21 protein-coding genes are annotated in these 22,016 nt (G+C 72.2%); 18 read left to right on the top strand and 3 right to left on the bottom strand.

The features are described from left to right. Nucleotides 1-95 precede the first annotated feature (95 nt). From AB0B63_RS23290 to AB0B63_RS23205, 18 genes are all read left to right on the top strand, one after another. Nucleotides 96-917, top strand: coding sequence for a hypothetical protein (locus tag AB0B63_RS23290; protein WP_357022087.1), 822 nt, complete (start codon nt 96-98; stop codon nt 915-917). 287 nt (nt 918-1,204) lie between these two features. Further along, entirely contained in the window at nt 1,205-1,627 is a 423-nt protein-coding gene (locus AB0B63_RS23285) for a pilin (RefSeq protein WP_208567401.1), read from the top strand. Further along, nucleotides 1,627-3,630, top strand: coding sequence for a hypothetical protein (locus AB0B63_RS23280; protein ID WP_357022083.1), 2,004 nt, complete (start codon nt 1,627-1,629; stop codon nt 3,628-3,630). Before AB0B63_RS23285 ends, AB0B63_RS23280 begins: the two co-directional genes overlap by 1 nt. Then, nucleotides 3,630-4,556, top strand: a complete 927-nt coding sequence (locus AB0B63_RS23275) for a PrgI family protein (RefSeq protein WP_357022081.1) — start codon at nt 3,630-3,632, stop codon at nt 4,554-4,556. The genes AB0B63_RS23280 and AB0B63_RS23275 overlap by 1 nt, the downstream gene beginning before the upstream one ends. After that, nucleotides 4,553-6,352: a DUF87 domain-containing protein gene (locus tag AB0B63_RS23270; protein WP_357022078.1), complete on the top strand. Its 1,800-nt coding sequence runs from the start codon at nt 4,553-4,555 to the stop codon at nt 6,350-6,352. The genes AB0B63_RS23275 and AB0B63_RS23270 overlap by 4 nt, the downstream gene beginning before the upstream one ends. 26 nt (nt 6,353-6,378) lie before the next feature. Continuing rightward, nucleotides 6,379-7,683 (top strand): hypothetical protein, encoded by a 1,305-nt coding sequence (locus AB0B63_RS23265; RefSeq protein ID WP_357022076.1) that lies wholly within the window; start codon nt 6,379-6,381, stop codon nt 7,681-7,683. Further along, a complete protein-coding gene (locus tag AB0B63_RS23260) occupies nt 7,680-9,263 on the top strand; it encodes a type IV secretory system conjugative DNA transfer family protein (protein ID WP_208567397.1) in 1,584 nt (527 codons plus the stop codon). Before AB0B63_RS23265 ends, AB0B63_RS23260 begins: the two co-directional genes overlap by 4 nt. A gap of 62 nt (nt 9,264-9,325) precedes the next feature. Then, a complete protein-coding gene (locus AB0B63_RS23255; RefSeq protein WP_357022073.1) occupies nt 9,326-10,129 on the top strand; it encodes a replication-relaxation family protein in 804 nt (267 codons plus the stop codon). A 2-nt stretch (nt 10,130-10,131) separates the two neighbouring features. Then, nucleotides 10,132-10,788: a M23 family metallopeptidase gene (locus AB0B63_RS23250; RefSeq protein ID WP_357022071.1), complete on the top strand. Its 657-nt coding sequence runs from the start codon at nt 10,132-10,134 to the stop codon at nt 10,786-10,788. 407 nt (nt 10,789-11,195) lie between these two features. Further along, nucleotides 11,196-12,473, top strand: a complete 1,278-nt coding sequence (locus tag AB0B63_RS23245; RefSeq protein ID WP_357022068.1) for a hypothetical protein — start codon at nt 11,196-11,198, stop codon at nt 12,471-12,473. A 251-nt stretch (nt 12,474-12,724) separates the two neighbouring features. Next, nucleotides 12,725-13,186, top strand: a complete 462-nt coding sequence (locus AB0B63_RS23240; RefSeq protein WP_357022067.1) for a hypothetical protein — start codon at nt 12,725-12,727, stop codon at nt 13,184-13,186. Continuing rightward, complete coding sequence (locus AB0B63_RS23235; protein ID WP_357022064.1) at nt 13,183-13,746, top strand: hypothetical protein; 564 nt, start codon at nt 13,183-13,185, stop codon at nt 13,744-13,746. Before AB0B63_RS23240 ends, AB0B63_RS23235 begins: the two co-directional genes overlap by 4 nt. A gap of 172 nt (nt 13,747-13,918) precedes the next feature. Beyond that, nucleotides 13,919-14,905: a DUF932 domain-containing protein gene (locus AB0B63_RS23230; RefSeq protein WP_357022061.1), complete on the top strand. Its 987-nt coding sequence runs from the start codon at nt 13,919-13,921 to the stop codon at nt 14,903-14,905. Between the two features lie 124 nt (nt 14,906-15,029). Continuing rightward, nucleotides 15,030-15,548, top strand: coding sequence for a hypothetical protein (locus tag AB0B63_RS23225; RefSeq protein WP_357022058.1), 519 nt, complete (start codon nt 15,030-15,032; stop codon nt 15,546-15,548). Between the two features lie 98 nt (nt 15,549-15,646). Beyond that, nucleotides 15,647-16,066, top strand: a complete 420-nt coding sequence (locus AB0B63_RS23220; RefSeq protein WP_357022055.1) for a hypothetical protein — start codon at nt 15,647-15,649, stop codon at nt 16,064-16,066. Then, nucleotides 16,066-16,731, top strand: coding sequence for a hypothetical protein (locus AB0B63_RS23215; RefSeq protein WP_357022052.1), 666 nt, complete (start codon nt 16,066-16,068; stop codon nt 16,729-16,731). Before AB0B63_RS23220 ends, AB0B63_RS23215 begins: the two co-directional genes overlap by 1 nt. Then, nucleotides 16,728-17,123 carry a hypothetical protein gene (locus AB0B63_RS23210; RefSeq protein ID WP_357022050.1) on the top strand — a complete coding sequence of 132 codons (396 nt, stop codon included), beginning with the start codon at nt 16,728-16,730 and terminating at the stop codon, nt 17,121-17,123. The genes AB0B63_RS23215 and AB0B63_RS23210 overlap by 4 nt, the downstream gene beginning before the upstream one ends. A 181-nt stretch (nt 17,124-17,304) precedes the next feature. Next, nucleotides 17,305-17,961 (top strand): hypothetical protein, encoded by a 657-nt coding sequence (locus AB0B63_RS23205; RefSeq protein WP_357022047.1) that lies wholly within the window; start codon nt 17,305-17,307, stop codon nt 17,959-17,961. Between the two features lie 73 nt (nt 17,962-18,034). On the opposite strand, the gene AB0B63_RS23200 is transcribed toward AB0B63_RS23205, so the two are convergent. Genes AB0B63_RS23200 through AB0B63_RS23190 form a run of 3 tightly spaced genes read right to left on the bottom strand, consistent with a single transcriptional unit; the run spans nt 18,035 to nt 21,997 of the window. After that, nucleotides 18,035-18,271: a hypothetical protein gene (locus AB0B63_RS23200; RefSeq protein ID WP_357022044.1), complete on the bottom strand. Its 237-nt coding sequence runs from the start codon at nt 18,269-18,271 to the stop codon at nt 18,035-18,037. A gap of 7 nt (nt 18,272-18,278) precedes the next feature. Then, on the bottom strand, nt 18,279-19,235 hold the full coding sequence (locus AB0B63_RS23195; protein ID WP_357022041.1) for a DUF2637 domain-containing protein: 957 nt from the start codon (nt 19,233-19,235) through the stop codon (nt 18,279-18,281). Beyond that, nucleotides 19,232-21,997 (bottom strand): BTAD domain-containing putative transcriptional regulator, encoded by a 2,766-nt coding sequence (locus tag AB0B63_RS23190; RefSeq protein WP_357022038.1) that lies wholly within the window; start codon nt 21,995-21,997, stop codon nt 19,232-19,234. The genes AB0B63_RS23195 and AB0B63_RS23190 overlap by 4 nt, the downstream gene beginning before the upstream one ends. Nucleotides 21,998-22,016: the final 19 nt, after the last annotated feature.

The raw sequence follows: 22,016 nt of genomic DNA, 5'->3' as shown, positions 1-22,016 counted from the left end.
TTCATGATCTGTGCAAAGGCCCTGGTGGCGTGGTGGCACAGCGCCGATCGGCACTCCCGCCGACCGGCACATGGTCACCACGAGGGAGCACCACCATGGACCGTCGTATCCCCGCCACCGGCTCGGCCGCCGGGCGACGTGGCGAGACGCTGCTCAACGACATCGAGTACCGGTTCCGGCTGATGGGGCAGCGGCCGAGTCCGCTGTCGGTCGATGGACGCAGCCTCGGCCTGGGCCTGCCCCGCCGGATCATCGCCCTGCCGGAGTTGTCGGCGATCCTGATGCACCCGTCCTGCGGCTACGCCGCCCGAGACGCCGTGTGGCGGCTGCTGGTGCAGCGCGCCCGTTCGGGGGACCCGTCGTGGCGTGTCGGTGCGGTGGGTGTCGCTTTGCCGGGCCTGCGGTTCAAGGCGTACCTGCTGGCGAAGCTGTTCACCGGGGATGTGCAGGCCGCCATCGTCGAGCACTTCCTCCGCGCGCTCGGCATGGTCGACCTGGACAGGTCGGGCGTGGTCGGGAACCTGCTGTCCGCGGCGTTCTCGAAGGCCCGCGCCGAGCTGCGTGGTCTGGAGCCGGCCTCGTCCGGGACGCCGAGCCATGCCCCGGGGGCGGTGTCGTCGCCGGCCGCGTATGGGCATCCGGATGTTGTTTTGGCTCGCGCGGTTGCCGCCGGGGTGATCAGCGCCGACGATGCCGAGCTGATTGGTGCGACGTACCTGGAGGACGTCAGCCTCACCGCCTACGCCGAACGGACCGGTGAGCCCCGCTGGAACCTTTACAAGCGGCGGTCTGCTGCCGTCGCCCGGCTCAGGGCCGCGATCGAGTCCGGCGCGTTGTCTGACCCGTACGCCGAGGTGATCATCGAGGCCACGTCGACGGTCACGCTCGACTCGCCGACGGCCCGTAAGCGCCCGTAAGTGCCCGCCTTGAGCTGCGGGTTTCCAATCCGGGGCTCGGATGTGTAATCCCCTGGTGCGGGACTCTTCCGCGTAGGTGACCTTGTTTCCGACCGGACCGCTGACGGCGCTGACACCCGCACGGTCCCATGCCCACCCGTCGCTTCCTGTGAGGAGGACGGCCGCGCCGGTCGGCACCACAGGTCACCGATGAGCGCACCGCCCGGTGTCCCGCGTCTTCGCCAAGCCCACTCGCGCCTACGCCCCGATGAGGGCTGCTCAGGCGTGCGCTCCGGAGGTGCCCAGCCATGAGGAATGTCCCTTCCCTGCGCCCCGAGGCGGCGATCCGCCGCCTCGGGGCCGGCCCACACGGCCGCTCGATCGCCCAGCGCCCCCGGACGGTGGGTGCGCTGATGCTGTGCGGGGCCGCCGCGGTGACGGTGGCTCTGATCTTCACTCCCCACGCGGCGTACGCGGCGGAGCCCGGTCCGGTGCTGGCCGTCGAGTCGATTCAGCAGGTCGCCAACAACATTCGTGTCTGGCTCGTCGGGATCCTGGTCTCCGTCGCCAGCCTGTTCCTCACCGTCGGTGGTCTGCGGTACCTGGCCGCGAATGGTGATCCCGGCGAGATCGAGAAGGCGAAGTTGGCGATGCGGTCCGCCGCGATCGGTTACGGCCTTGCGTTGTTGGCACCGCTGTTCGTGACCATCGTCGGTAGGTGGGTGGCCTGATGGCTACCATCACCGATCCCCTACGCCGCACGAGGCATCCGGCGGTCGTGCTGCTGCTCGGCGTGGTGCTCCTCGCCGGCCTGGCCGTCGCCGGGGCCGGGCCGGCACACGCCGAGCCGACCCCACCTCCGGCCATGCCTGCCGCACCACCGACGACGGACGTGCCTGATCCCGGCGTCCGCCCGCCGGGAGCGGCACCGGCTCCGTCCGCGACGCCAGCACCTGCGCCCGGCCCGGCTCTCGGGCGGCCGTCGTACGACGACGATCCGGCGTGGTACGACATCGGAGGCCAGGTCCGCACCGCTGTGGTGGGCCTGGTGGTGTGGGCGGCGGAGCAGGCCCTCCAGCCGGTGCTGGAGGCGCTGGGCAACTCGTGGCTGTCCACCCCGGATCTCACCGCCAACGAGCACGTCAAGGCGTTCTGGACGACCAGCCTGATCGCCGCCAATGGTGTCTTCGTCTTGTTCGTCGTGGCCAACGGGTTCCTGGTCACAACCCGGGAGACCCTGCAGACCCGGCATGGCCTCAAGCAGGTCCTACCCCGCATCGCCGTCGGCGCGGTGCTGGCCAACAGCAGCCTGATAATCGGCCAGAAGGCCATCGAGGCGACCAACGCGCTGACCGTGGCCCTCGCGGGCAACAGCGTCGACGGCCCGGCTGCCGCGACCGCAATTCGGCAGATCACCGACGACGCGCTACGGGGCCAGGGGTTCCTGATGGTGTTGCTGGTCATCGCGGTGGTCGTGATGTGCCTCCTGCTGGAGTTCACGTTCGTGCTCAGACTGGCCGCGCTGGTCATCCTGCTCGGTATCGCCCCGGCCGCGCTGATCTGCCACACCAGCCCGCTGACCGAGGGCCTAGCCCAGCTGTGGTGGCGCGCATTCCTGGCTTGCCTGGGTCTGCAGCTCGCCCAGGCCGTCGTCGTGATGGCCACCGTCAAGGTGTTCCTCACCCCCGCCGGCCCGACCGTGCTGGGCGTCCCCTCCACCGGCAACGGGCTCCTGGGTGTCGTGGTCTGCCTGACCATGTTGTGGCTGCTGATCAAGCTGCCGGGCTGGATGCGGCAGTTCGTTCTCGGTCCGCTCGGACAGAGCAACGGTCGAGGGCTGCTCGGTCAGATCGTCCGCGCCTTCGTGATGACCAAGACGTTGGGTGCGGCGGCCGGCATCCTGGGACGGACGGCATCATCGTCCCCGGTCGCCGGACGGACGCCTCCTCGTCCGCCTGGGAGCCGTCCACAACTCGGTGGCTCTCGTCCGTCCCGTCCGCCGCGCCCGTCCCGTCCGGGGCCGACTCCCCGTCCGCCGTCCCCGGCAGGGCCGGTCGCTTTCAGCCATGCCCCGGTCCCGCACACGCCGCTGCCCGCACCTGCTGGGACGAACGCCGCCCCCGCCTTCAGCCACCCGGCGGACCCGTCCACCCCGATGGCCGCGTCGTCCGGCGTTGTCCCGCCGGTGCGGTTCTCCCACCCGGCATCGCCCCAGTCGAGTCCGCCGTCCCCGGCCCTCCCACCGGCCCGAGTCGCGTTCAGCGACGCCACGACCACCACTGCGCGGACAGCAGCCGACAGGCCGGCACCGGTGGTGACGTTCTCGTCAGCACCCACGCCGCAGACTGCGCCGCGCCGGCCACCTGGCCCCGTCACACCGGTGTTCTCCGCCGCCCCGACGGCCACCAGCCCACGAGCCTCGACCCCTCGGACACGGCCCACGGCGGCACGGCGCGTCACCCCAAGCGGCTCGGCCGCCGCCAGTCCGGCCGCCCCGTCCACCGCCCGGCGAGCCTCGTCCGGCGGCCCGCGCCGACCCCGTCCACCAGCCCCGTCCGCAACACCGTCCCCGGACGGGCGCGGCGCGGAGGTCCCCACCCCGTCACGACCGTCCCCGGCGGGCGGTGCGACAGCGGCGGGTACGGGTGCCGTCCGCAGCGAGTCGTCCCCGCCGCCGGCCCGTCCGTCCGCCCCGGCGCGACGCCGGTCATCGCCCCCGAGGAGTGATCAGTGATGAGTCGCCGCGACGAGGAGGAGCCGATGCGGGCTCGGGTGCCCGCCGACATCGACCGGCCGGACCGGATCGCGTTCGGCCTGTCCGGACGGCAGCTGGTGATCCTGGCGGTCACGGGCCTGCTGCTCTATACGGTGTGGACGGCGGCGGCCACGGTGGTGCATCCGCTGGTGTTCCTTGCCGGGGCGGTGCCTGTCGCCGCTGGGGCGTTCCTCCTCGCGGTCGGCCGCCGGGACGGTGTCAGCCTCGACGCCTGGGTCCTCGCCGCGCTGCGGCACCGTCACGGCCCACGTCGCCTCGTGCCGACAGACAGGCCGATCATGCCCGCCCCGGCATGGGTGACCACCACACGTGGCCCGAGGGACCGGATACCGCTGCCCGCGCCGCTACGTCTGCCCGCGAAGGGCGTCACTGGCGACGGGTTGATCGATCTCGGGGTGGACGGCATCACCGGCCTGGTGGCCGCGTCGACGGTGGCGTTCGGGCTGCGTACCCCCGCCGAGCAGAACGGTCTGGTGGCCGGGTTCGCCCGGTGGCTGCACAGCCTCGACAGCCCGGTGCAGATCGGTGTCCGGGCGCAGCGGGTCGACCTGACCTACCTCGCTGACCGGTTCCTCACCGCTGCCCCGGGGTTGCCGCATCCCGCGTTGGAGGAGGCCGCCCGCGCGCACGTGGCGTTCCTCGCCGACCTGGCCGGGCAGCGGGAGTTGCTGCACCGGCAGATCACCGTGGCGGTGCGCAGCCGGCGAGGCGCGTATTACGCCGCGCACCAGGCGGCCGAGACGGTCCGCGCGTTGGGCGGCTGCGAGGTCTCCGCCCGCGTGCTCGATGGTCGGGACGTCGTGGCGCGGCTCGCGACCAGCCTCGACCCCACCGCCCCGACCCACATCCCCTACGCCCCATCTGACGGAGGTGACGACCGGTGAGCCTGTTCTCCGCGCTGCTGCCGGCGCGGTGGCGTGCCACGCCCGCGTCGGCCACGGTCCTGCCCGGCTCGCCGGACGCCGTCGATGTCGACGGACGCCATGTGCGGGTGGGGGACGGCTACCTGGCGACCCTCGCCGTGGTCGGCTACCCGGCCGAGGTCGGCCCCGGGTGGGCTGAGCCGTTGTTGTCCTATCCGGGCCTGGTCGACGTCACCTTCCATATCGAGCCCGTCCCGCCGGTGGTGGCCTCCGAGCGGCTGCGTAAGCAGCGGGGCCGGTTCGAGTCCTCCCGCCGCCAGGATGCCGCCAAGGGGCGACTCGACGATCCCGAACTCGATGCCGCCGCAGCTGACGCCGCCGAGCTGGCTACCCGGGTCGCCCGAGGTGAGGCCCGCCTGTTCCGTCTCGGCCTGTACCTGACCGTCCACGGCAGCAGCCCGGACGATCTCGCCGACCGGGTGTCGGAGGTGCGGTCCCTGGCCGCGTCGCTGCTGCTGCACACCGCGCCGGTGACGTGGCGGCAGTTGCAGGGCTGGATCAGCGGCCTCCCTCTCGCGTATGACGCGCTGGAGATGAAGCGGGTCTTCGACACCGATGCCCTCGCCGCAGCGTTTCCGTTCACCAGCCCCGACCTGCCCGACACCGCAGGGGACACCGGCATGGGGGTGCTGTTCGGGTTGAACCTGCACTCGGCCGGGGTGGTCGTGTGGGACCGGTGGGCGCAGTCCAACTACAACGCCGTAATCCTGGCCCGCTCCGGGGAAGGCAAGTCGTACCTGGCCAAGCTCGACCTGCTGCGCAATCTGTGCCTCGGGGTGGAGGCGTTCGTCATCGACCCTGAGGATGAGTACCTGCGGCTGGCTGATGCGGTCGGCGGGACGGTCGTCCGCCTCGGCGCGGCTGGCGTGACCATCAACCCTCTGGACCTGCCGGCCGGTGACGACGACGCCCTCCACGATCGGGCACGGTTCCTGCAGACCCTTGTCGCGGTCATGGCCAGCGGCGACACCGCTGTCGACGCGCCGTTGCCCGGCGACGAGGCCCGCTCCCTCGACGTGGCGGTGCTGGCCGCCTACCGGGCCAAGGGCATCACCACCGATCCGCAGACCTGGAGACGTCCCGCACCGCTGCTGCGGGACGTGATGGCAACCCTGGACGACACCGATGACGCGGGCCGGCGGGTCGCCGCCCGCCTGCACCCGTACGTGATGGGCAGCATGAAGGGCCTGTTCGACGGGCCGACCACCACCGCCCCCGAGGGTTACCTGGTGGTGTTCGCCCTCAAGGACCTGCCCGAGCAGCTACACCCGGTCGGCACGCTGCTGACCCTGGACACGATCTGGCGCACCGTACGGGGGGCCACCTCTCGTGGCGGTCGCCCGGACGTGCTGCGGATGGTGCTGGTCGACGAGGCGTGGAAGCTGTTGTCCGGCGGCCGTGGCGGCCGTTTCCTGCAGACCCTGGCCAAGTCCGCCCGCAAGTACGGCACCGGCCTGACCGTCGTCACCCAGGACGCCGCCGACGTGCTCGCCACCACCACCGGCCGGGCTGTCGTCTCCAACGCCGCCACGCAGATCCTGCTGCGGCAGGCACCGCAGGCCATCGACGCCGTGACCGAGGCGTTCGGGCTCACCGACGGTGAACGGGCGTTTCTGCTGTGCTGCCAGCGGGGGGATGCGCTTCTGTCGGCCGGGTCGGCGCGGGTGGCGTTCCACAGCCACGCCTCGACCACGGAACACGAGCTGATCCTCACCGGCCCGGTCGCCGGCCCCCGCCCGTCGTCGACCTGCAGGTGAGCCCTTCTCGCACGGAGGTGTCCATGATGTCCGCCGTCGTTCTGCGTGTGTCGGTGCCGGCTCCTCCCGGTGGGTGCGTGCCCGGCCGTGAGGGGGTGCCCGGGTCGTTCGTCGGTGAGCTGTGGTGTGGCTCCTGGGGCACCGATGCCGCCGACACCGGATGGCACCTGGTGCGGGATCGGTGGCCGCTGCTCCTCGCCGCCCTGACCATGCTCGCCGCCGTGCGGGTGGGATGGGCGGTGTGCCGGCGGCAGGTCTGGCGTCGGCATGCCGCGCGGGCGCGGTGGTTGGAGATCACCCCGCCGGTGACCGCGACTCCGGCCGCGACGGTCGGCCTGTGGCGACTGCTCGCCACCGTGTTACCCGCCCCGCGCCGGTGGGCGTGGCGGCCAGCCCGGATCGTGTGGGAGGTTGCCGCTGACCCGGACGGGCTGCGCTGCGGGCTGTGGCTCCCGCCGGGGGTCAACCCCACCGCGGTGGTGCGGCTGCTGCACCGAGGCTGGCCCGGCGTCCGCGCCGCCCAATGCGCGCCTCCGGCGGTGCCGACGGTGGGTGCGGTGGCCGCGGTCGCGGTGCGGCCCACCCGACCGGAGTGGCTGCCGCTGGTCGAGGACACCACCCCGGCGTCCCGGCGGGGGATGGACGTCGCCGCCCCGGAGGACGATCGGCTGCGCGCCGTCTACGGCGGGTTGGTTTCCGCCGGGCGCACCGGCGGCGCGCTGCTGCAGGTCCACCTCGGTCGGGCACCGGCCCACCGGATGCGGCAGCTCCGCCGGGCGATGACCCACCCGCACCGTGCCCGCCACCCCCGAGGCGTCGTCCGCGCCGTCCTCCAGGCGACGCTCGACCTGATCACTCCTGGTCCCGGCATCCGTCGGCACCCCACCGGTCGGCTGGACCCGTACGCGGCGGAGTTGGCGCGGCAGGCGCGGGTGAAGTTCACTGACGCGCCGCATCTGCTGGTGGCCGTGCAGACGGTTGCGGTCGGCCCGACCCGGGCTGCCGCGTCGGCTGCTGCTGCCGATGTCAGTTCCGGCTTCGGGCTGCTGTCGCCCCACTTCACGCGCCGTCGGCTCCGGCGCGGCACCCGTGCCGTGGCCGACCGGTGGGTGCCCGTGTCCCGGATGAGCCTGGCCGGCGTCGGCGACGCCGCCGCGCTCGCCGGACTGCCCGCCGAACCCACCGCCTACGGCCTGCCCGGCGCGGCATCCCGCCGCCGGGCCGCCACCCGCGAGGTCTTCCGCACCACCGGCCACGCCACGGCCAGCCCCGACACCACACCGTCGGAGACGACCGCCGCCGACGCACCCACCGTCTGGAGCAGCCCATGACCACGACTCGTAAGGAGGGCACCCCGCCCGATTCCCGCCGGCTGCATCTGGTGCCGCGCGAGCAGCGGCACGGCCTGGGCGGCAAGGTCATCGGTGTCGCCAACGCCGGGCCCGCGATGCGGGTCGGGATCTCTCTGACCGACTGCCGCTACCACGTGCACGCCCTCGGCCCGACCGGCACCGGCAAGACGACCCTGCTGATGCGGATGATCCTCGACGATGTCGACGCCGGGCGCGGCGTGGCCGCGTTCGACCCGGCCAAGGGTGACCTGATCCGTGACCTGCTTGCCCGGCTACCCGCGTCGTGTGGTGACCGCCTGGTGCTCATCGACCCCGACGAACGGGCTGCGCCACCGGCGATCAACCTGCTCGACCCGAGCGTGCACGGCGGTAGCGCCCATGACGTGGCCGCGAACCTGACGGCGGTGATGGCGAAGGTGTGGTCGCGGTGGTGGGGGCACCGCACCGCCGACATCTGCTACCACGGCCTGCTCACCCTCGCCCACTTCGACGACGCCACTCTCGCCCACCTACCCAGGCTGCTCTCGGACGCCTCGTGGCGGACCGACCGGGTAAACGCGGTCGTCAGCAGGTTGAACGCGTGGGAGGGCAACACCCTCGGCGAGTTCTGGGAAGGGTTCAACGACCTGCCCGCCGCACAACGCTCCGGTCTCGTGGCCCCGCTGCTGTCCCGGCTGCGGCTGGTGATGGCGCACCCGATGGCGAACAGCCTGTTCGGCGTACCGGCGACCACGTTCTCCTTCGCCGACATCCTCGACGGTGGTGTCCTGCTGGCCCGGCTACCCAAGGGCATCCTCGGTGAGGACGGCACCCGACTGGTCGGCTCCCTTCTCCTTGCCGGGCTGTGGCAGGCCACCACCGCCCGCGCCCGCATACCCGAAGACGACCGCCCGGACGCCATGATCGTGCTCGACGAGTGCCACAACTTCCTGCACCTGCCCATCGGCATCGATGACGCCCTCGCCGAGGCCCGCGGCCTGCACACCTCGTTCGTCCTGGCCCACCAGTACCTCGGGCAGCTGTCGGCGGACATGGTGGCCGCGATCGACGCCAACGCCCGCAACAAGGTGTACTTCGCCCTGGCCCCCCGCGACGCCATCGACCAGGCCCGCCACCTGCGCCCGTACCTCGACGACGGCGACCTGATCCGCCTCGGCGGCTACGAGGTCGTCCTGCGACCGGTCGCCGGCGGCCGGGTCCTTCCACCGGTCACCGTCGACACCGAGCCGCCACCACCGGCGCAACCCGGCCGCGCGCACGCGTTACGCCGTGCCGCCCGCGACCACACCGGCCTCACCGTCGCCGAGCGGCGGCGCCTGCTCGGCGAAGCCGCCACCTCCTGCGCCCGCGTCGAGCCACCCGGGCCCGCCGACCCCGCCGTCACCGACCTGGTCGGCCACAACACGTTCGTCGACCCCGAGTGGTCTAACGAGACCTCCAACGAGCGATCAAACGAGCATTCCAACGACCGTGACCAGCCGGGTGAACACGCCCCCATGAACACGTCGTACGGGCACGTCGACGGCGGTGAGGAGGACTGGTGGACCGGAACCGACTGATAAGAGATATCCCTCCCACCCGCACGTCAGCCATCGGCAGCTCCCGCCTGACGGCGTCCGTCGTGGCCGCCGAACTCGGCCGGCTCACCCCCCGAGACCGGCTCCTGCTCGACCTGCTCGACCAGCACCGAACCTTCACCACCGACCAACTCGTCGACCTCGCGTTCGGCTCCGTCGGCCGAGCCCGCAACCGCCTCAACACCCTCCACGATCGAGACATCCTCGACCGGTTCCGCCACTACCAGCGGCCCGGCTCACAAGCGTGGAGGTGGACCCTCGGCCCGGTCGGCGCGGCCCTGCTCGCCGCCGGACGAGGCGCACCGCTGCCCCGTCCCGCCGCTGTACGCGACGCCACCGCCCGACTCGCCATGTCCCCGACCCTGGCGCACCTGCTCACGGTGAACGGGTTCTTCGTCGCGCTCACCGCCCACGCCCGCGCACACCCCGGCGCGCGGTTGGTGCGGTGGTGGAACGAGGCACGTTGCCGGGAGGCGTGCGGCAACCTGGTACGCCCGGACGGACACGGCGTGTGGGCCGACAACGGGCGGGCGGTGCCGTTCTGGGCCGAGGTCGACCTCGGCACCGAGACCCTGAGCCGGGTCGTGGGCAAGCTGGGCCGCTACGCCGCACTGCCGCCCCGCCGCGCGTATCCGGTGCTGTTCTGGCTGCCAACCGCCGCCCGCGAGGCCAACCTGCACGACCACCTGCGCCGGGTCGGGCTACCTGATGGGGTGACGGTCGCCACCGCCACCGCCGACCCCGGGGGTCCGGCGGGGCCGGTCTGGCGGGTGGTGGGCCACCGGGACCGGGTGAGCCTGGCCGAGCTGCCCGCACCGGTCACGGACGGTGTGCCGTGGGACGGGTAGCCGTGGGGATCGCGGTGGGACTTGCCGGGGCGTTGCTGCTGGTCGCCGCCGTTACCGCCGGAGTCGTCTCGTCAGTGTTCGGCGGCGGGGGTGGGGGCGGTTGCGTCGGGGCGGTGCACTCAGACGCGCACGAGACGTGGGCGACAACGGCCGGTGCGACGTCGCCTGTCTGCGCGGAGGTGCCGGTCGGCGGGTGGACCCGTCCGGTGGTGGGGGAGGCGGGCTCCGGCTTCCGCACCGGTGACCGGCCCGGCCACGACGGGGTCGACATCATGGCCGCGAGAGGGACGGTTGTCCGGGCAGCGTCGGGTGGGGTCGTCGTGCGGGTGCGCTGCAACGTCGGCGGTGACTCGTGGGAACCCACCGGCGGGCCGATGCCGTGCGACAGCGACGGATACCCCGGCCTCGGTGGGTGCGGCTGGTACGCGGAGATCCGCCATCCGGGCGACGTGGTGACGCGCTACTGCCACCTGATCCGACAGCCGACCGTGACGGTAGGCGAGCCGGTGACGGCGGGACAGCCTATCGGCCACGTCGGCAGCTCCGGAAACTCCTCCGGCCCTCACCTGCATTACGAGGCCCACGAGGGTTATCCCGCCACCGAGGACAACGCTGTTGACACCATTCCGTTTATGCGACGCAAAGGGGTGTCCCTGTAAATCGGTGAAGTGATTTTCCGCACCATGCGAAAGTGGCCACGACGGCCGCCGTCCGCCGCGCATCCCGGCCACGGGTACGGGGAGTGTTGTCGACAGTGGGGAGGTTGCCGCCCCGCCCTGCCGACGTGTCGCCACCGTCCCTGTGCAGCGGTAGGGGGCGGCGCGGCAGGGGGCAAGGCGGCGATGTGGGGGCCGTCAAATGGCATTGCGGGACACGGCGACGGATTCCCGAATGGAGCGCGACGCGAACCATTTAAAGAGTCTTGGTGGGCGGGGTTGACAACTATCGGGCGTCGAGCGTCCATGGACGTGGGCAACGAAAACCGCCCCAGCGAAACCGCAGAAACGATGCGCGCCGCGCATGCGGAATCGCTATTGTCGACCCCTTTTTGTGGAGGTGTTCTGCCATGACCGCAAACATCAATCTCACCCCCGGCACCAACGAGGCCCGGTCCGCCGTCGCCGAGGAGTTGCGTCGTCTTCCGGGCGTCACCGCCCGCAAGTTGGCCGGACAGGGGAACCTGCCGCTGTCGGTGGTGACCGAGGCGCTCGCGGCCATGGAGGCCGCTGGTACCGCCGCCCGCACCTCCGACCCGGCCAAGGGCAACCGTAAGAGCGCTGACGTCTGGCACCTCACCCCCGACGCCTTGGCGGCCGACGACGCGTCGCCGGACACCGCACCCGAGCAGGACGCCCCGGACACGACGCCGGATGCCGCCACCGAGCCCGCCGCCCTCACCGACGACGCTGCGGCGGCCGATGACGCGACGTCCGACCCGACCGACCCGCCGTCGCCCACCGGTGACGTCCCGTCGGCTGACGCGGTGACCACGCCCGACGCGGCTGTCACCGACGACGACCCGACCGACGCCGATGCGCCGACGCCCACGAGCGACGCCCCGACGGCTGATGACATGACGCTGCCGGAAGCTCCGGTGTCCGGGGTGCCCGCCCCGGTGTCCGGCGTGCCCGTGTCCGGGGCACCGGTCGGGACGCAGCCCGACCTCAAAGTGCTGATTATGGCGGGGGTGCTCGGTGGGCACCCGGACGGCATCACGGCCGACGCGGCGATCAATGAGAGCGGCCTGTCGGTGGCGATGGGTGACACGATCCTCGCCGCGATGGAGGTCGCCGGGGCCGCCCGTCGCCTGCCGGTCACCGAGGACGGTGACGAGCTGTGGGTGATCGGCGACGGTGACCTCGCCACGGTGGACCCGGCCAACGCCCCGACGCACTCCACGTGCCCGACGTGCGGGCACACCCGCAAGATTCGCCGCCCGTCGGCCCGCCGGGTGGCTGGCACCGGTCGTGGAACGGGTGAGATCAACAGCGACGGGTCGGCCAAGTTGGGCAAGAACGAGTTGCGTAACCGGGTCGAGGCGTTCATGCGCGACCTCGGACCCGGCCACGACGTCACCCCCGGCACCGTCGCCCGTGAGATCGGCGGACGTAGCCCCGGGGCGGTCCGCAACGGCATGGACAAGCTGACCGGGTTCGGGGTGCTGGTCCTGACCCGTGAGGCCCCGGAAACCTACGCCCTCGCCGACAACCCGCCCGCCCCGACCGCCGAGGTTCGCGCGTTCATGGCCGCGCCCGAGACCGACACCACCCCGCCCGCCGGTGACGAGACCAGCGCCGACGAGACCGGCACCGACGAGGCCGCCGCCGCGCTGGTAGCGGCCTGACCTACCGCCCCGCCGGGGCCGGGCACCACGCCCGGCCCCGGCACCCGCACGCCCACCCACCAGCGCCACGGAAGGAACAGACCATGACCAGACCCGACGACCACCCCCACGGCCCGATGCACGCGCCGGGGTCGCTGCGCTGCCCCGAATGCGGGGAACCGGCCCGGACCGTGCCGCCGCGCGACTGGCCCCTCGACGGGTTCGCCTCGCGCCCGGCCACGTCCCACCACGACGGCACCCCGCTCTGCCCGGTGCCCGGCCCGAACGGTTCGCAACCGGCGGACCCGATCGGCGCACCGGCACGCCTGACCATGTGGCAGGCCGTACGGCAATCGTGGCTCATCCACCCTGACTGGACCGTCGCCGATCACCTTGCGTGGCTCGATGACGAGAACTACGACACCGGCACCCTGGCCGGCGACCCGGCGGAGGTGGTCGGGCGGTGGCTGGCCGACCACCTCCGTACCGCCGTGGCCTCACCCGCCGATGACCCTCGCGTCTATGTGGTTGCCGGGGGCGACATGGTGGCCGTGTTCGACTCGGCGGACGAGGCCGACATCATGGCCGTGACGATGACCGCCGCGCACCTCGAACCGGTAAGCCGGAGTCTGACCGAGGCGCAATGGGAACAGGCGCACGCCGTACTGCGGGCGCAGCTACCGCACGTCACCGTGACCGATGCCCGGTCCACCCGCGCGGACGGTGCCTCGTGACCGGCCCATCGGCCACCGCCGACGGGCCCGACATCCCGCCCTCGCTGGCCGCGCGTCCTCACGACGCGCGGCGCGGGCTGCCCATCCCGCCGGTCAACATCCACCCGGACTCGACGGGCGGCGGGTCGCACGTGGACTTCACCACTATCAACACCACCGTCTCGACCCGCCTCGCCGTCGAACGGAGGTGCTCGCTGTGCGGTGAGCCCATGGGCTACTGGGTGGCGTTCCTCGGCGGCCCGAGAGCCGCTGAGCTGATGCGCTACGCGGACCCGCCGGGGCACCCCGAGTGCATGACCGCCGCCCTGTCGCTGTGCCCGCACATCGCGCTCGGTCGGCACCGCCGCGCCCGTGCCGACCGGCCCGGGGCGGGCATCATTCCGCCGGGGTCGCACGGTGACAAACCCGACCGGTACCTGTTGGGCGTCACCCGCGCGTATCGGACCCGGTTCATCGCCGAACACGGGTTCACCGTGTACCTACCGGCCCCGTTCACAACCGTGCACACCTACGTGTACGGGCCGGACGGGCGGCTACGCCCGGCCACCGACACCCGGTAGGCCGCGCCCGGCGGCGGGCGTCAGATTCGCCGCAGAAACCTCCATCGGCTCGAATCGATCGCCTTGATCGACACGTGGAGGTAGGAAACATTGATGTTGACGGCGCGGTCGGGGCCGGAATCCCCGGCCCGCCGCGCACCCGAACACCACACGACCGGGAAGGGGTGCCACCGTGGCACACGAACTGGAGACCCTCGCCAACGGCCAGACGGCCTTCGCCTCCGCGCGGCTGACCGCCTGGCATCAGCTCGGCACCGTCACCGATGCCTGCATGACCGCGCAGGAGGTGATGAGTAAGGCGTGGCTCGGCGGTTGGGAGGTCCGCAAGATCGCCCTTCAGGGCATCGAGGTCACCGAGCGTGGGGTGACGAAGGTCGACTGCCCCGACAAGTACATGACCGTGCGCACCAACCCGGCCACCGGGCAGACCGAGTACCTCGGTGTGGTCGGCGAGGACTACTCGGTGGTGCAGAACGAGCAGGTCGCCGAGACGCTCAACCTCCTGGTCGACGCCTCCGGCGCGCACTTCGAGACCGCCGGCTCCATGCGGAAGGGCCGGTCGGTCTTCGTCACCATGAAGCTGCCGACGGCGATGCGGATTGCCGGGGTGGACGACATGGACCTGTACCTCGCGGCCACCACCTCCCACGACGGCACCGCCTCGTTGCGACTCGACGCGACCCCGGTGCGGATCGTGTGCGCGAACACCCAGGCCCTCGCCTACCAGCGGTCGCGCAGCTCGTACACGTTCCGGCACACCTCGAACGTGACCAGCAAGATCGCCGAGGCGCGGCAGGCCCTCGGCCTGATGTGGGAGGCGTTCGACGCGTTCGAAACGGAAGCCGAGAAGATGATCAACGAGTCGTTGACCATGGGCGAGTTCGAGAAGATCGTCGCGCAGGTGTGGCCCCTCGCCGACGACGCCTCCGACACAGCGCGCAACAACGCGAAGCAGCGCACCGCGACGCTGCGCTACCTCATCCGCGACGCGGACACGCAGAAGGCGATCAAGGGCACCCGGTGGGCCGGCTACCAGGCCATCACCGAGTACGTGGACCACTTCGCCCCCGCGAAGACCAACCTCGTCCGGGCGAGCCGGGCGCTGACCGGTGCCGGAGCGGACCTCAAGGCCCGCGCGTTCGAGCTGCTGGCGGTCTGAGGTGGGCCGGCATTGGGGCCGGCGCGGGAACACCCCGCCCGGCTCCGGTACCGGCGCGCACCCCGCCGCCGATACCGCCCCCACCCCGCCCGCCTCGACGCCCCCGCCTCCACCGGAGTCTCCCGTGACGACGCTGCCGACGCCGGAACACACCGCCGGGACCATGATCGCGCTGGCCAACCGGGTGTGCGCGAACTTCGCGGCGGCCGAGGTCGCCCGCGCGCTCGCCGAACACTCCACCAGCCAGGCCGAACACGCCACCCTCACCGCCCGCGCGGAGCACTGGGAAACCCTTGTCAACGAGCAATGGAACGCGCTGTGCGCGGCGATCTGGGCGACGGCACCCGGCGGCGCACAGGTCGAGCGGTTCCTCCCGGTCCGGCCGCTGACCACCGGTCACGTCGAGCTGCGAGTCCACGACACCCACGCCCGCCGCCTCGTCGTCCTGCTCACCGGCGCACAGGCCCTCGCCGTGGGCGCGCACCTGACCGCGTACGGAGCGGTCAGCCTCGACCGCATCGGCCAGAAACTCGACCCCGGCCTGCCCCACGTGAAGGCCGCACCGCCGTTCCCCACCGAGGGGGCCATCTGGCCACCGGCCACCCCCGACGGTGCCGACGGCCCACCGGCCGCCCACCCCTGACCGCCGATGGGTGCCGCGCGACCCGGTCCCACCCCGGGCCGCGCGGCACCCCCCGAGAACGGCCATCCCACCAGCACGCGCCCCTGAACGGAGTCCTGATGTACCGGTCCCTGGAGTACGGCGACACCGCCCGGGTGATCAACCCGGCCGACCCGGTCGAATACCGCCTCGGCACCGTCACCGATGTCCGCTATTCCACCCCGCACACCACATACGCCCGCCACTACACCCTCCGCTTTCCCACCGGCGACGAGCGCACCTACCCGGCAGCGAACATCAGGCGAGCCACCCGCGACGACGACCGCGCCGCCCTGGAGGCCGCCCTCACCTCCGCGTGCGTCGCGGTGCGCGAGGCCTGCCGCATCGCCCACGACTACGACCCTGACCTCAGCACCGGCACGGCGAGCCTGCTACGACGCCTGGTCGACCTCGCGACCCTGCGCCTCGGCCTGACCCTCGGCCCCGCTCACCCCACCCCGCCGCAGCCCACCCGCAACCAGGACGGAGGCGACCAGTAATGCCACCGCACTCCCCACACCACGAGGAATCCGCCCGACTCCCCGAGGCGGCAGCGCTCAACGCGAGTGCGGCGCCGGTCCCGGAGCCGTTCTACTGCCGCCGCTGCCGTCGCGCGCTCAACCTCCGCATCAACAACCGGGGTCTGATCGTCGAGTACCTGCACGCGGCCGAGCAGCGCGGCCAGCCCAGCGACCACCGCCCCGAGCCCGCACCCGTCACCGAGATCCCCGATCCGATCATCGACTGTGACTTCTGCTCCGCACCGGAGGCCGCCTGGATCTACCGGTGCGCCAACCAGGTCACCGACACCCGCCGAGTCACCGCGCAGGTCTTCGCCGTGGGCGACTACCAGACTCGACACCATGCGGCACGGGTACGCCGCACCGACACCGAGCACGCCTTCACCCAGGCATGGGGCGAAGGCTGGTCGGCCTGCGCCGAATGCGCCGACTTCATCGAGGCCCGGGACCTATACGGCCTGATCGGCCGAGTGGTTGAGGCCCTGCCCGCGAAACTCACCCGAGGCAAACACCTCATGCGCACCCGGGGTCAACTCCACGAACGGTATTCCGACGTATTCGACACCCTCGTCCCCGGCCGAGGCCGGATCGCGCCTGGCCAGCCGCTCGGCATCTGGCCCCAACCGACGGGGGAGGCACCATGACCACCGACACGGGGAGGCACGGGTGGCCCGTGCTCACCCACGCGAAGGCCCGCCGCCGGGTCGGGCCGGTGTGCGGCGCAGAGCGCGTGCCGGTGGGTCGGATCACCGAGGACCCGCACATGGTGACCTGTCCCGACTGCGAAGGGCTGGCCGACATCGACGCGCTCCCCGACGACGCGACCGTAGGTGACCCCCGTGTCATCGAGTTGCTGCGCGAGGCGAAGGGTGGCGCGTGCCGCAAGATCGACGGGGTGCTGGTGGACGCGACCACCGCCGCCGCGATCCTGACCGTGTACGACGCGCTCAAGCCCGCTACCCGCGCGAAACTGGCCGCGCTGCGCATCGACCGCATGGCGCAGGTGGCATGGAAGGTGCTGCGCCCACCGACGTGACCGGGTGGGAACGGTGGCCGGCGGGCGGGCCCGGGAAGTGCGGGCACCGCCCGACCGGTCACCTCGCCCGTTGCGGGGCCGCCGAGCACGGCCGCCCACCGAGCCATGAAGTACCCGACCCTCCGGCCCGAGCCGCCGCCACCTCGACCATGCGAGCGGTAGCCGCTGGCCGGAGAGGAAGATGAACGGCGTGGCACGACAGGTCATCGACGGACGGACCGCCCTCGACCGGGCCGGAGTCGCCGCGCACACCGGCGCGGCCTACTCCACCGTCATCCACTGGCGCAGCCACCGCGCCCGCTTCGGCTTCCCCGAAGGCTTCGCCCACGACGGCCGGGAGTGGTTCTGGCTCGATGACATCGAGGCGTTCCACGCCGCCCACCTGAGGGCGAAACGGGCGGAGCTGACGAGGGTCGACCGCCGCGGGGACCCGGAGGATCTCCTCGGCTCGGGCGCAGCGGCGAAGGTCCTTGGCTACGGCTCGTACCGCAACCTGCCCGACACCCTGCTCCACCATCCCGACCGGGTCGAGACGCTGCCCGACGGACGGGTCCGCCGCCTGTGGTTCCGCCGCACCGTCTGGGCTGTCGCCGACGCCCGCACCGGCCGGCAGTCCACCGGCCGGCCCCTCGGCGCGACCGGTGTCCGCCAGCCGCACCCGTACGCCGACGATCCCCGCCTCCAGGCCGCCGTCACGCTCCTCGCCGAGGCCGACGCCGCCGGGCAGGACCGACGTGGGCTCGGCGTGATCCTTGCTCAACAACTCGGCATCACCCCACGCACCGCGCAACGACTCCTCGCCGCTGCCGCCGACGCGACCGGCGCGGCACCCGCGTAGGGGCCACGAGGACCCGCAGAACACGTCGCCCGGTCCGCCAGCGCGGACCGGGCGACGTGTTCCGTATGCCGACTCAGTCCTCGTCATCCTCCGCGACGGTCCGAGGCGTCGGCGCCTCGATCAGGTAGCGCAGCGCGCCGTTGACATCGGTGTCTCGACTGGCGGCAGTGCGCGCCAACACGTCGTACACGTCAGCGTCGACCTCAACGGTGCGGCGCGTGGGTGGATGGTCGGTCATCTCTGGTGCCTCCTGACGGTGTTCGGCATGGTGCCCGACCGGGCAGCCGTGCCTATCCACGTCGACCTCCACGCCCCGATCAAGACCGCCGGTCAGGGCGAACCGGGGTCGGGGCCACCAGCCTCTGCGCGAGCGAAGCCACGAGGTGAGGCTCACCGGCTGCGGACGGCGAACGGGAACCGACGGCCGCCGAGGTCTTCGGCCGGATGGCGGCGAGGAGTTCCGATACCCCGCTGTTGCGGAGGGAATGGCCGTTGCGGCGTAACCGGCGCGCGAGGGCATCGCGGCTGACCGTGTGGCCTTCGCGGATCAGCTCGTCGCGGGCAGTCCGGGCGGCGGGCAACAGCGGCACGAGATCCGCAGACAGGCCTACGTCATCGTCCGCGTCGATCTCCCCGGCGGAGACCTCATTCGCCGGTGGCCCACTGTCCCGATCACTCTGAAGCCGGGGGCTGTGGATGGCCGGGCGCTGCTCGGGGACGGGTATGACCTCCGGGCGCGACCGGTCGCCGTCGTCATGGCGTTCAAGCGCGGGATCCGGGTGGGGTGGTGCGGTGTCATCGGGAACCGGCGGCTGCGCTGTCGCTGTGGGGGCGGCGGTGGGTGGGGGCGTCGCTGTGGCGGGTGCCGGTCGGGGGTTCTCGGATTCGCGGCGGCGGGCGGAGAGTTCCACCAGGGAGACGGAGGCGACGATGATGAGCCCGTCGACGGAGAGCGGTAGGAGGTAGGGCACGGTGCCGGTTTCGCCGTAGCGGGCGACGACTCCGACCATGTGGTGGTAGCTGATCCAGGCCGCGATGGCGGCGATGGTCGAGGCGGCGATGACTCGGATCGCGCCGAGCGCCCGCTGGTGCACGGGGATGCGGGTGACCAGCTCGACGGTAATCAGCAGTGCGAGGGGTGGCCATGCCGCGATGGCCTGGGCAATCGGGTTTGCCTGCGCGTGCAGGATGTTCGCGGTGACCGAGGCTGCCACGCCCAGGGCCAGCGTGGCGCGCACCGCCCACTGCATCCGACGCAGCCGGGTCTCGGTCATGATGCCCTCCCCGCCCGGGAGGCGGCGGGTAGAAGCTGGCGTTCGGCGACGCGGCGGGTGGCCTGCGACGGTTCGGCGTCGACCAGATCGGCGAGGCGTTCCTCCAGACGGCGCAGGGTGCGCCGGACGGCGTCGGGGCGTTGCTGCCGGCCGTGGATCCGCATGATCCGCTGGTACAACTCCTCGTTGACCGGGTCGAGGTCGGTGGCACGTTCGAGGGCGGCCACCGCGCGGTCGGGATGGTCGGGTTCGAGGATCTCGGCGATGCGGGCGTAGGCGGTGAGGATCTGGTGGCGGTAGCTGGTGGCGTAGTCGACGGCCCATGGGTGGTCGTGGCCTTCGGCGAAGTCACCCGCGTACAGGTCGGTCGCGCGGCGTAAGGCGGCGAGCGTCTCGTCGTCGTTGTCGCTGGTGGTGGCGTGGTTGATGGCGGTGAGCATGTGCCAGAGGTCCACGGTGACGGTCTGCGGATCGAGGTGATAGCGACCGGAGGCGGGGTCGAAGACGATGAACATGGGCTCCTCGTGGCCGCTCGCGGTACGCAGGACGCGGCGGGCGGTGGTGATGTCGGTCCGGACGCGCTTAACGGCGGACGCAGGGTCCACGTCGGGGTGTAGGTCGGCGGCGAGCTGGTAGAGAGTGCGGCCGGCGGGGTGGGCGGCGAGAACGGCGAGGATCACGTAGGAGCCGCTGCGCATCCCGGTGGTCACCGGGCCGGCGGCGGTGGTGACGGTGACCGGGCCGAGGACCCGAAGGTGCACCAGGGCTGTCGGGTTCTCCGGCGGGACCGGGCAGGGCTCGACGGTCGGCGCGGTCGGTGTGGCGGCGGCCGGATCGTCGAACTCGACGCCGGGCTCCGGGCGGGCCTGGGCGTCAGTGAGCATGACCAGGACGGCGGCCAGGTCCTCCGCGCTCAGGGTGGATACCCGGTGCAGGGGGTGCGGGCGGTCGCTGCGGGTGGTGCCGTCGCGGGTGATCTCGACCGTGGGAAGGCCGTCGTGAGGGCCGAGGACGATCGGGTGGAGGTCCAGTGAGCTGCGGTGGGTGGCGATGGCCTGCACGCGGCCCGTGTGCCGAGTGGCCGGTTCGATGAGCAGGACGTATGGCGGCGGGGTCTCGGCATGGTCGTTGCGGGCGTGCAGATCACCGATGGTGGTGGTGTCGAAGGAGTCCAGCAGCCGTCGTCGGCTGGTCATCTCCTCCTCGGCGTGGGTGACGGCGGCATCGGTGTCGGCGAGGACGATCAGGCGTTCGCCGTCGTATGCGGTGCCGTCGGGATCCAACCCCACCACCGGGACGTCTACGGGCAGGAGTTGCGCCAGGAGGCCGGCGGTCGTGACGACGACCGGGCGGCCGGAGGCGGTATCGGCCGCGCCGCTGGTCAGCAATGCGGCGACGATGGCTCGGGCTGCCGGAACGGCCCCATCACCGTGCAAGGCGAGGCCGGGACTGGGGAGGCGGAACAGGCTTACCTCGGTGCCGTTGCTGTCGACTCCGATGGGAGCCGGCACAGTGGGATAAGCGGGCTGTTGGTCGTTGCTGGTGAGGCCGAGGTGGCGGCGGCCGATCGCATCGGCGCGCACCAGAGGCGGCGGCACCGGGGCAGCGTGCGGCGCGGTGCTAGCGGCCGTGGTGAAGGTCAGCCGGGCGTGGCGGCGTCGTTGAAGGCGTAGCAGCGTGGCCACGGCGGCGATGGCGGCGGCGAGGCCGAGGCTGATCCAGCCTCGCGCCGGCAGCACGACCCCTGTCTCGTCGTGTGGCTCGGCGTGGGGTCGCTCAGGGTACGCGGCTGATGCCGTGGCGCCGGCTGGCCCGGCTGGTGTGCTGGGCGCAGGGGCATGCGGCGTCGAGCGCTGCTGGGCAGGCGGCGGCGTGTGAGGGGTAGATGGTGCAGAGGGAGTCGTCTCTGCTTCGGGTACGGCGGGGCCGGAGTTGCCGGCGGCAGGACGCTCGGGACGGGGTGGTCCGGGTGTGGGTGCGGCCTGGTCGTCGGGGAGGGTGAGCTTCCATCCGACGTGGATCGTGCGGGGGGTGGTGAGCGCGTAGCCGTTGGCCTGGCGATGTCCCCGGTTGAGGGTGTAGATCTCCCGCCAACGGGTCGCGTCACCGAGATGTTCGGCAGCCAGGTCCCACAGGTTGTCTCCGGCCACGACCCGGACCCTTTCCCCTCGGGCGTGAGGTGGAGGATGGGCGCTGGTGCGGTTGAGGACCGGCAGGGACGCGTGACGTGCGGAATCCGTCTCTGGCGACGGTGGGGCGGTGTTCGCTGTTGTCGAGGTGGCAGTGGCTCCTCGGCGGAGAGGTGAAGGGTCGACTGGCGGCGGTTGGGCCGGGGCATCGCGGATCGTCGGGGTGGCCCTGTCCGCCGGGGGTGGATCGGTATCGGCTGCGGTGTGGTCGTGCGCGACGGCGGGAAGGGCGGCAGCGGTCGTGACGGCGGTAGTGCCCAGTAGGGCTGCCGCGAGCGCCTGCAGAGGGCCGGGTAGGTGCAGGGTGAGATGCCACCGCAGGCGAGCGGTGAGGTAGCGGTGTGCGTGGTCGGCGACGGCGGCCATCAGCAGTACCCACAGCGTCCAGGCTCCGGTGTACCCCAACATGGCGATGAAGCCGGCGGTCAGCGGTTGGTGCACCCACGCCCGGAGTTGGTCCGTGGACAGGGCGGGGACGGTGAGCCAGCCGACCTGGTAGAGCAGCGCTGGCGGTGCCAACGCGAGGACTGCGGTGACGGCGTGTGCGGCTGTTGCCGAGACCCGTTTCGCCATGGCCTGTCTCCCTCCGGCG

Origin of the sequence: Micromonospora sp. NPDC049081, assembly GCF_040648835.1 — a bacterium.
Taxonomy (GTDB): Bacteria; Actinomycetota; Actinomycetes; order Mycobacteriales; family Micromonosporaceae; genus Micromonospora; species Micromonospora antibiotica.
This window is presented reverse-complemented; position numbering and strand designations above follow the sequence as displayed.

What these genes read in the sequence shown, in the direction of transcription:
- AB0B63_RS23205 (WP_357022047.1), top strand. Translation starts at nt 17,305, where the DNA reads ATGAACGGCGTGGCACGACAGGTCATCGACGGACGGACCGCCCTCGAC.
- AB0B63_RS23245 (WP_357022068.1), top strand. Translation starts at nt 11,196, where the DNA reads ATGACCGCAAACATCAATCTCACCCCCGGCACCAACGAGGCCCGGTCC.
- AB0B63_RS23280 (WP_357022083.1), top strand. Translation starts at nt 1,627, where the DNA reads ATGGCTACCATCACCGATCCCCTACGCCGCACGAGGCATCCGGCGGTC.
- AB0B63_RS23265 (WP_357022076.1), top strand. Translation starts at nt 6,379, where the DNA reads ATGTCCGCCGTCGTTCTGCGTGTGTCGGTGCCGGCTCCTCCCGGTGGG.
- AB0B63_RS23260 (WP_208567397.1), top strand. Translation starts at nt 7,680, where the DNA reads ATGACCACGACTCGTAAGGAGGGCACCCCGCCCGATTCCCGCCGGCTG.
- AB0B63_RS23220 (WP_357022055.1), top strand. Translation starts at nt 15,647, where the DNA reads ATGTACCGGTCCCTGGAGTACGGCGACACCGCCCGGGTGATCAACCCG.
- AB0B63_RS23285 (WP_208567401.1), top strand. Translation starts at nt 1,205, where the DNA reads ATGAGGAATGTCCCTTCCCTGCGCCCCGAGGCGGCGATCCGCCGCCTC.
- AB0B63_RS23275 (WP_357022081.1), top strand. Translation starts at nt 3,630, where the DNA reads ATGAGTCGCCGCGACGAGGAGGAGCCGATGCGGGCTCGGGTGCCCGCC.
- AB0B63_RS23210 (WP_357022050.1), top strand. Translation starts at nt 16,728, where the DNA reads ATGACCACCGACACGGGGAGGCACGGGTGGCCCGTGCTCACCCACGCG.
- AB0B63_RS23195 (WP_357022041.1), bottom strand. Translation starts at nt 19,235, where the DNA reads ATGACCGAGACCCGGCTGCGTCGGATGCAGTGGGCGGTGCGCGCCACG.
- AB0B63_RS23215 (WP_357022052.1), top strand. Translation starts at nt 16,066, where the DNA reads ATGCCACCGCACTCCCCACACCACGAGGAATCCGCCCGACTCCCCGAG.
- AB0B63_RS23290 (WP_357022087.1), top strand. Translation starts at nt 96, where the DNA reads ATGGACCGTCGTATCCCCGCCACCGGCTCGGCCGCCGGGCGACGTGGC.
- AB0B63_RS23190 (WP_357022038.1), bottom strand. Translation starts at nt 21,997, where the DNA reads ATGGCGAAACGGGTCTCGGCAACAGCCGCACACGCCGTCACCGCAGTC.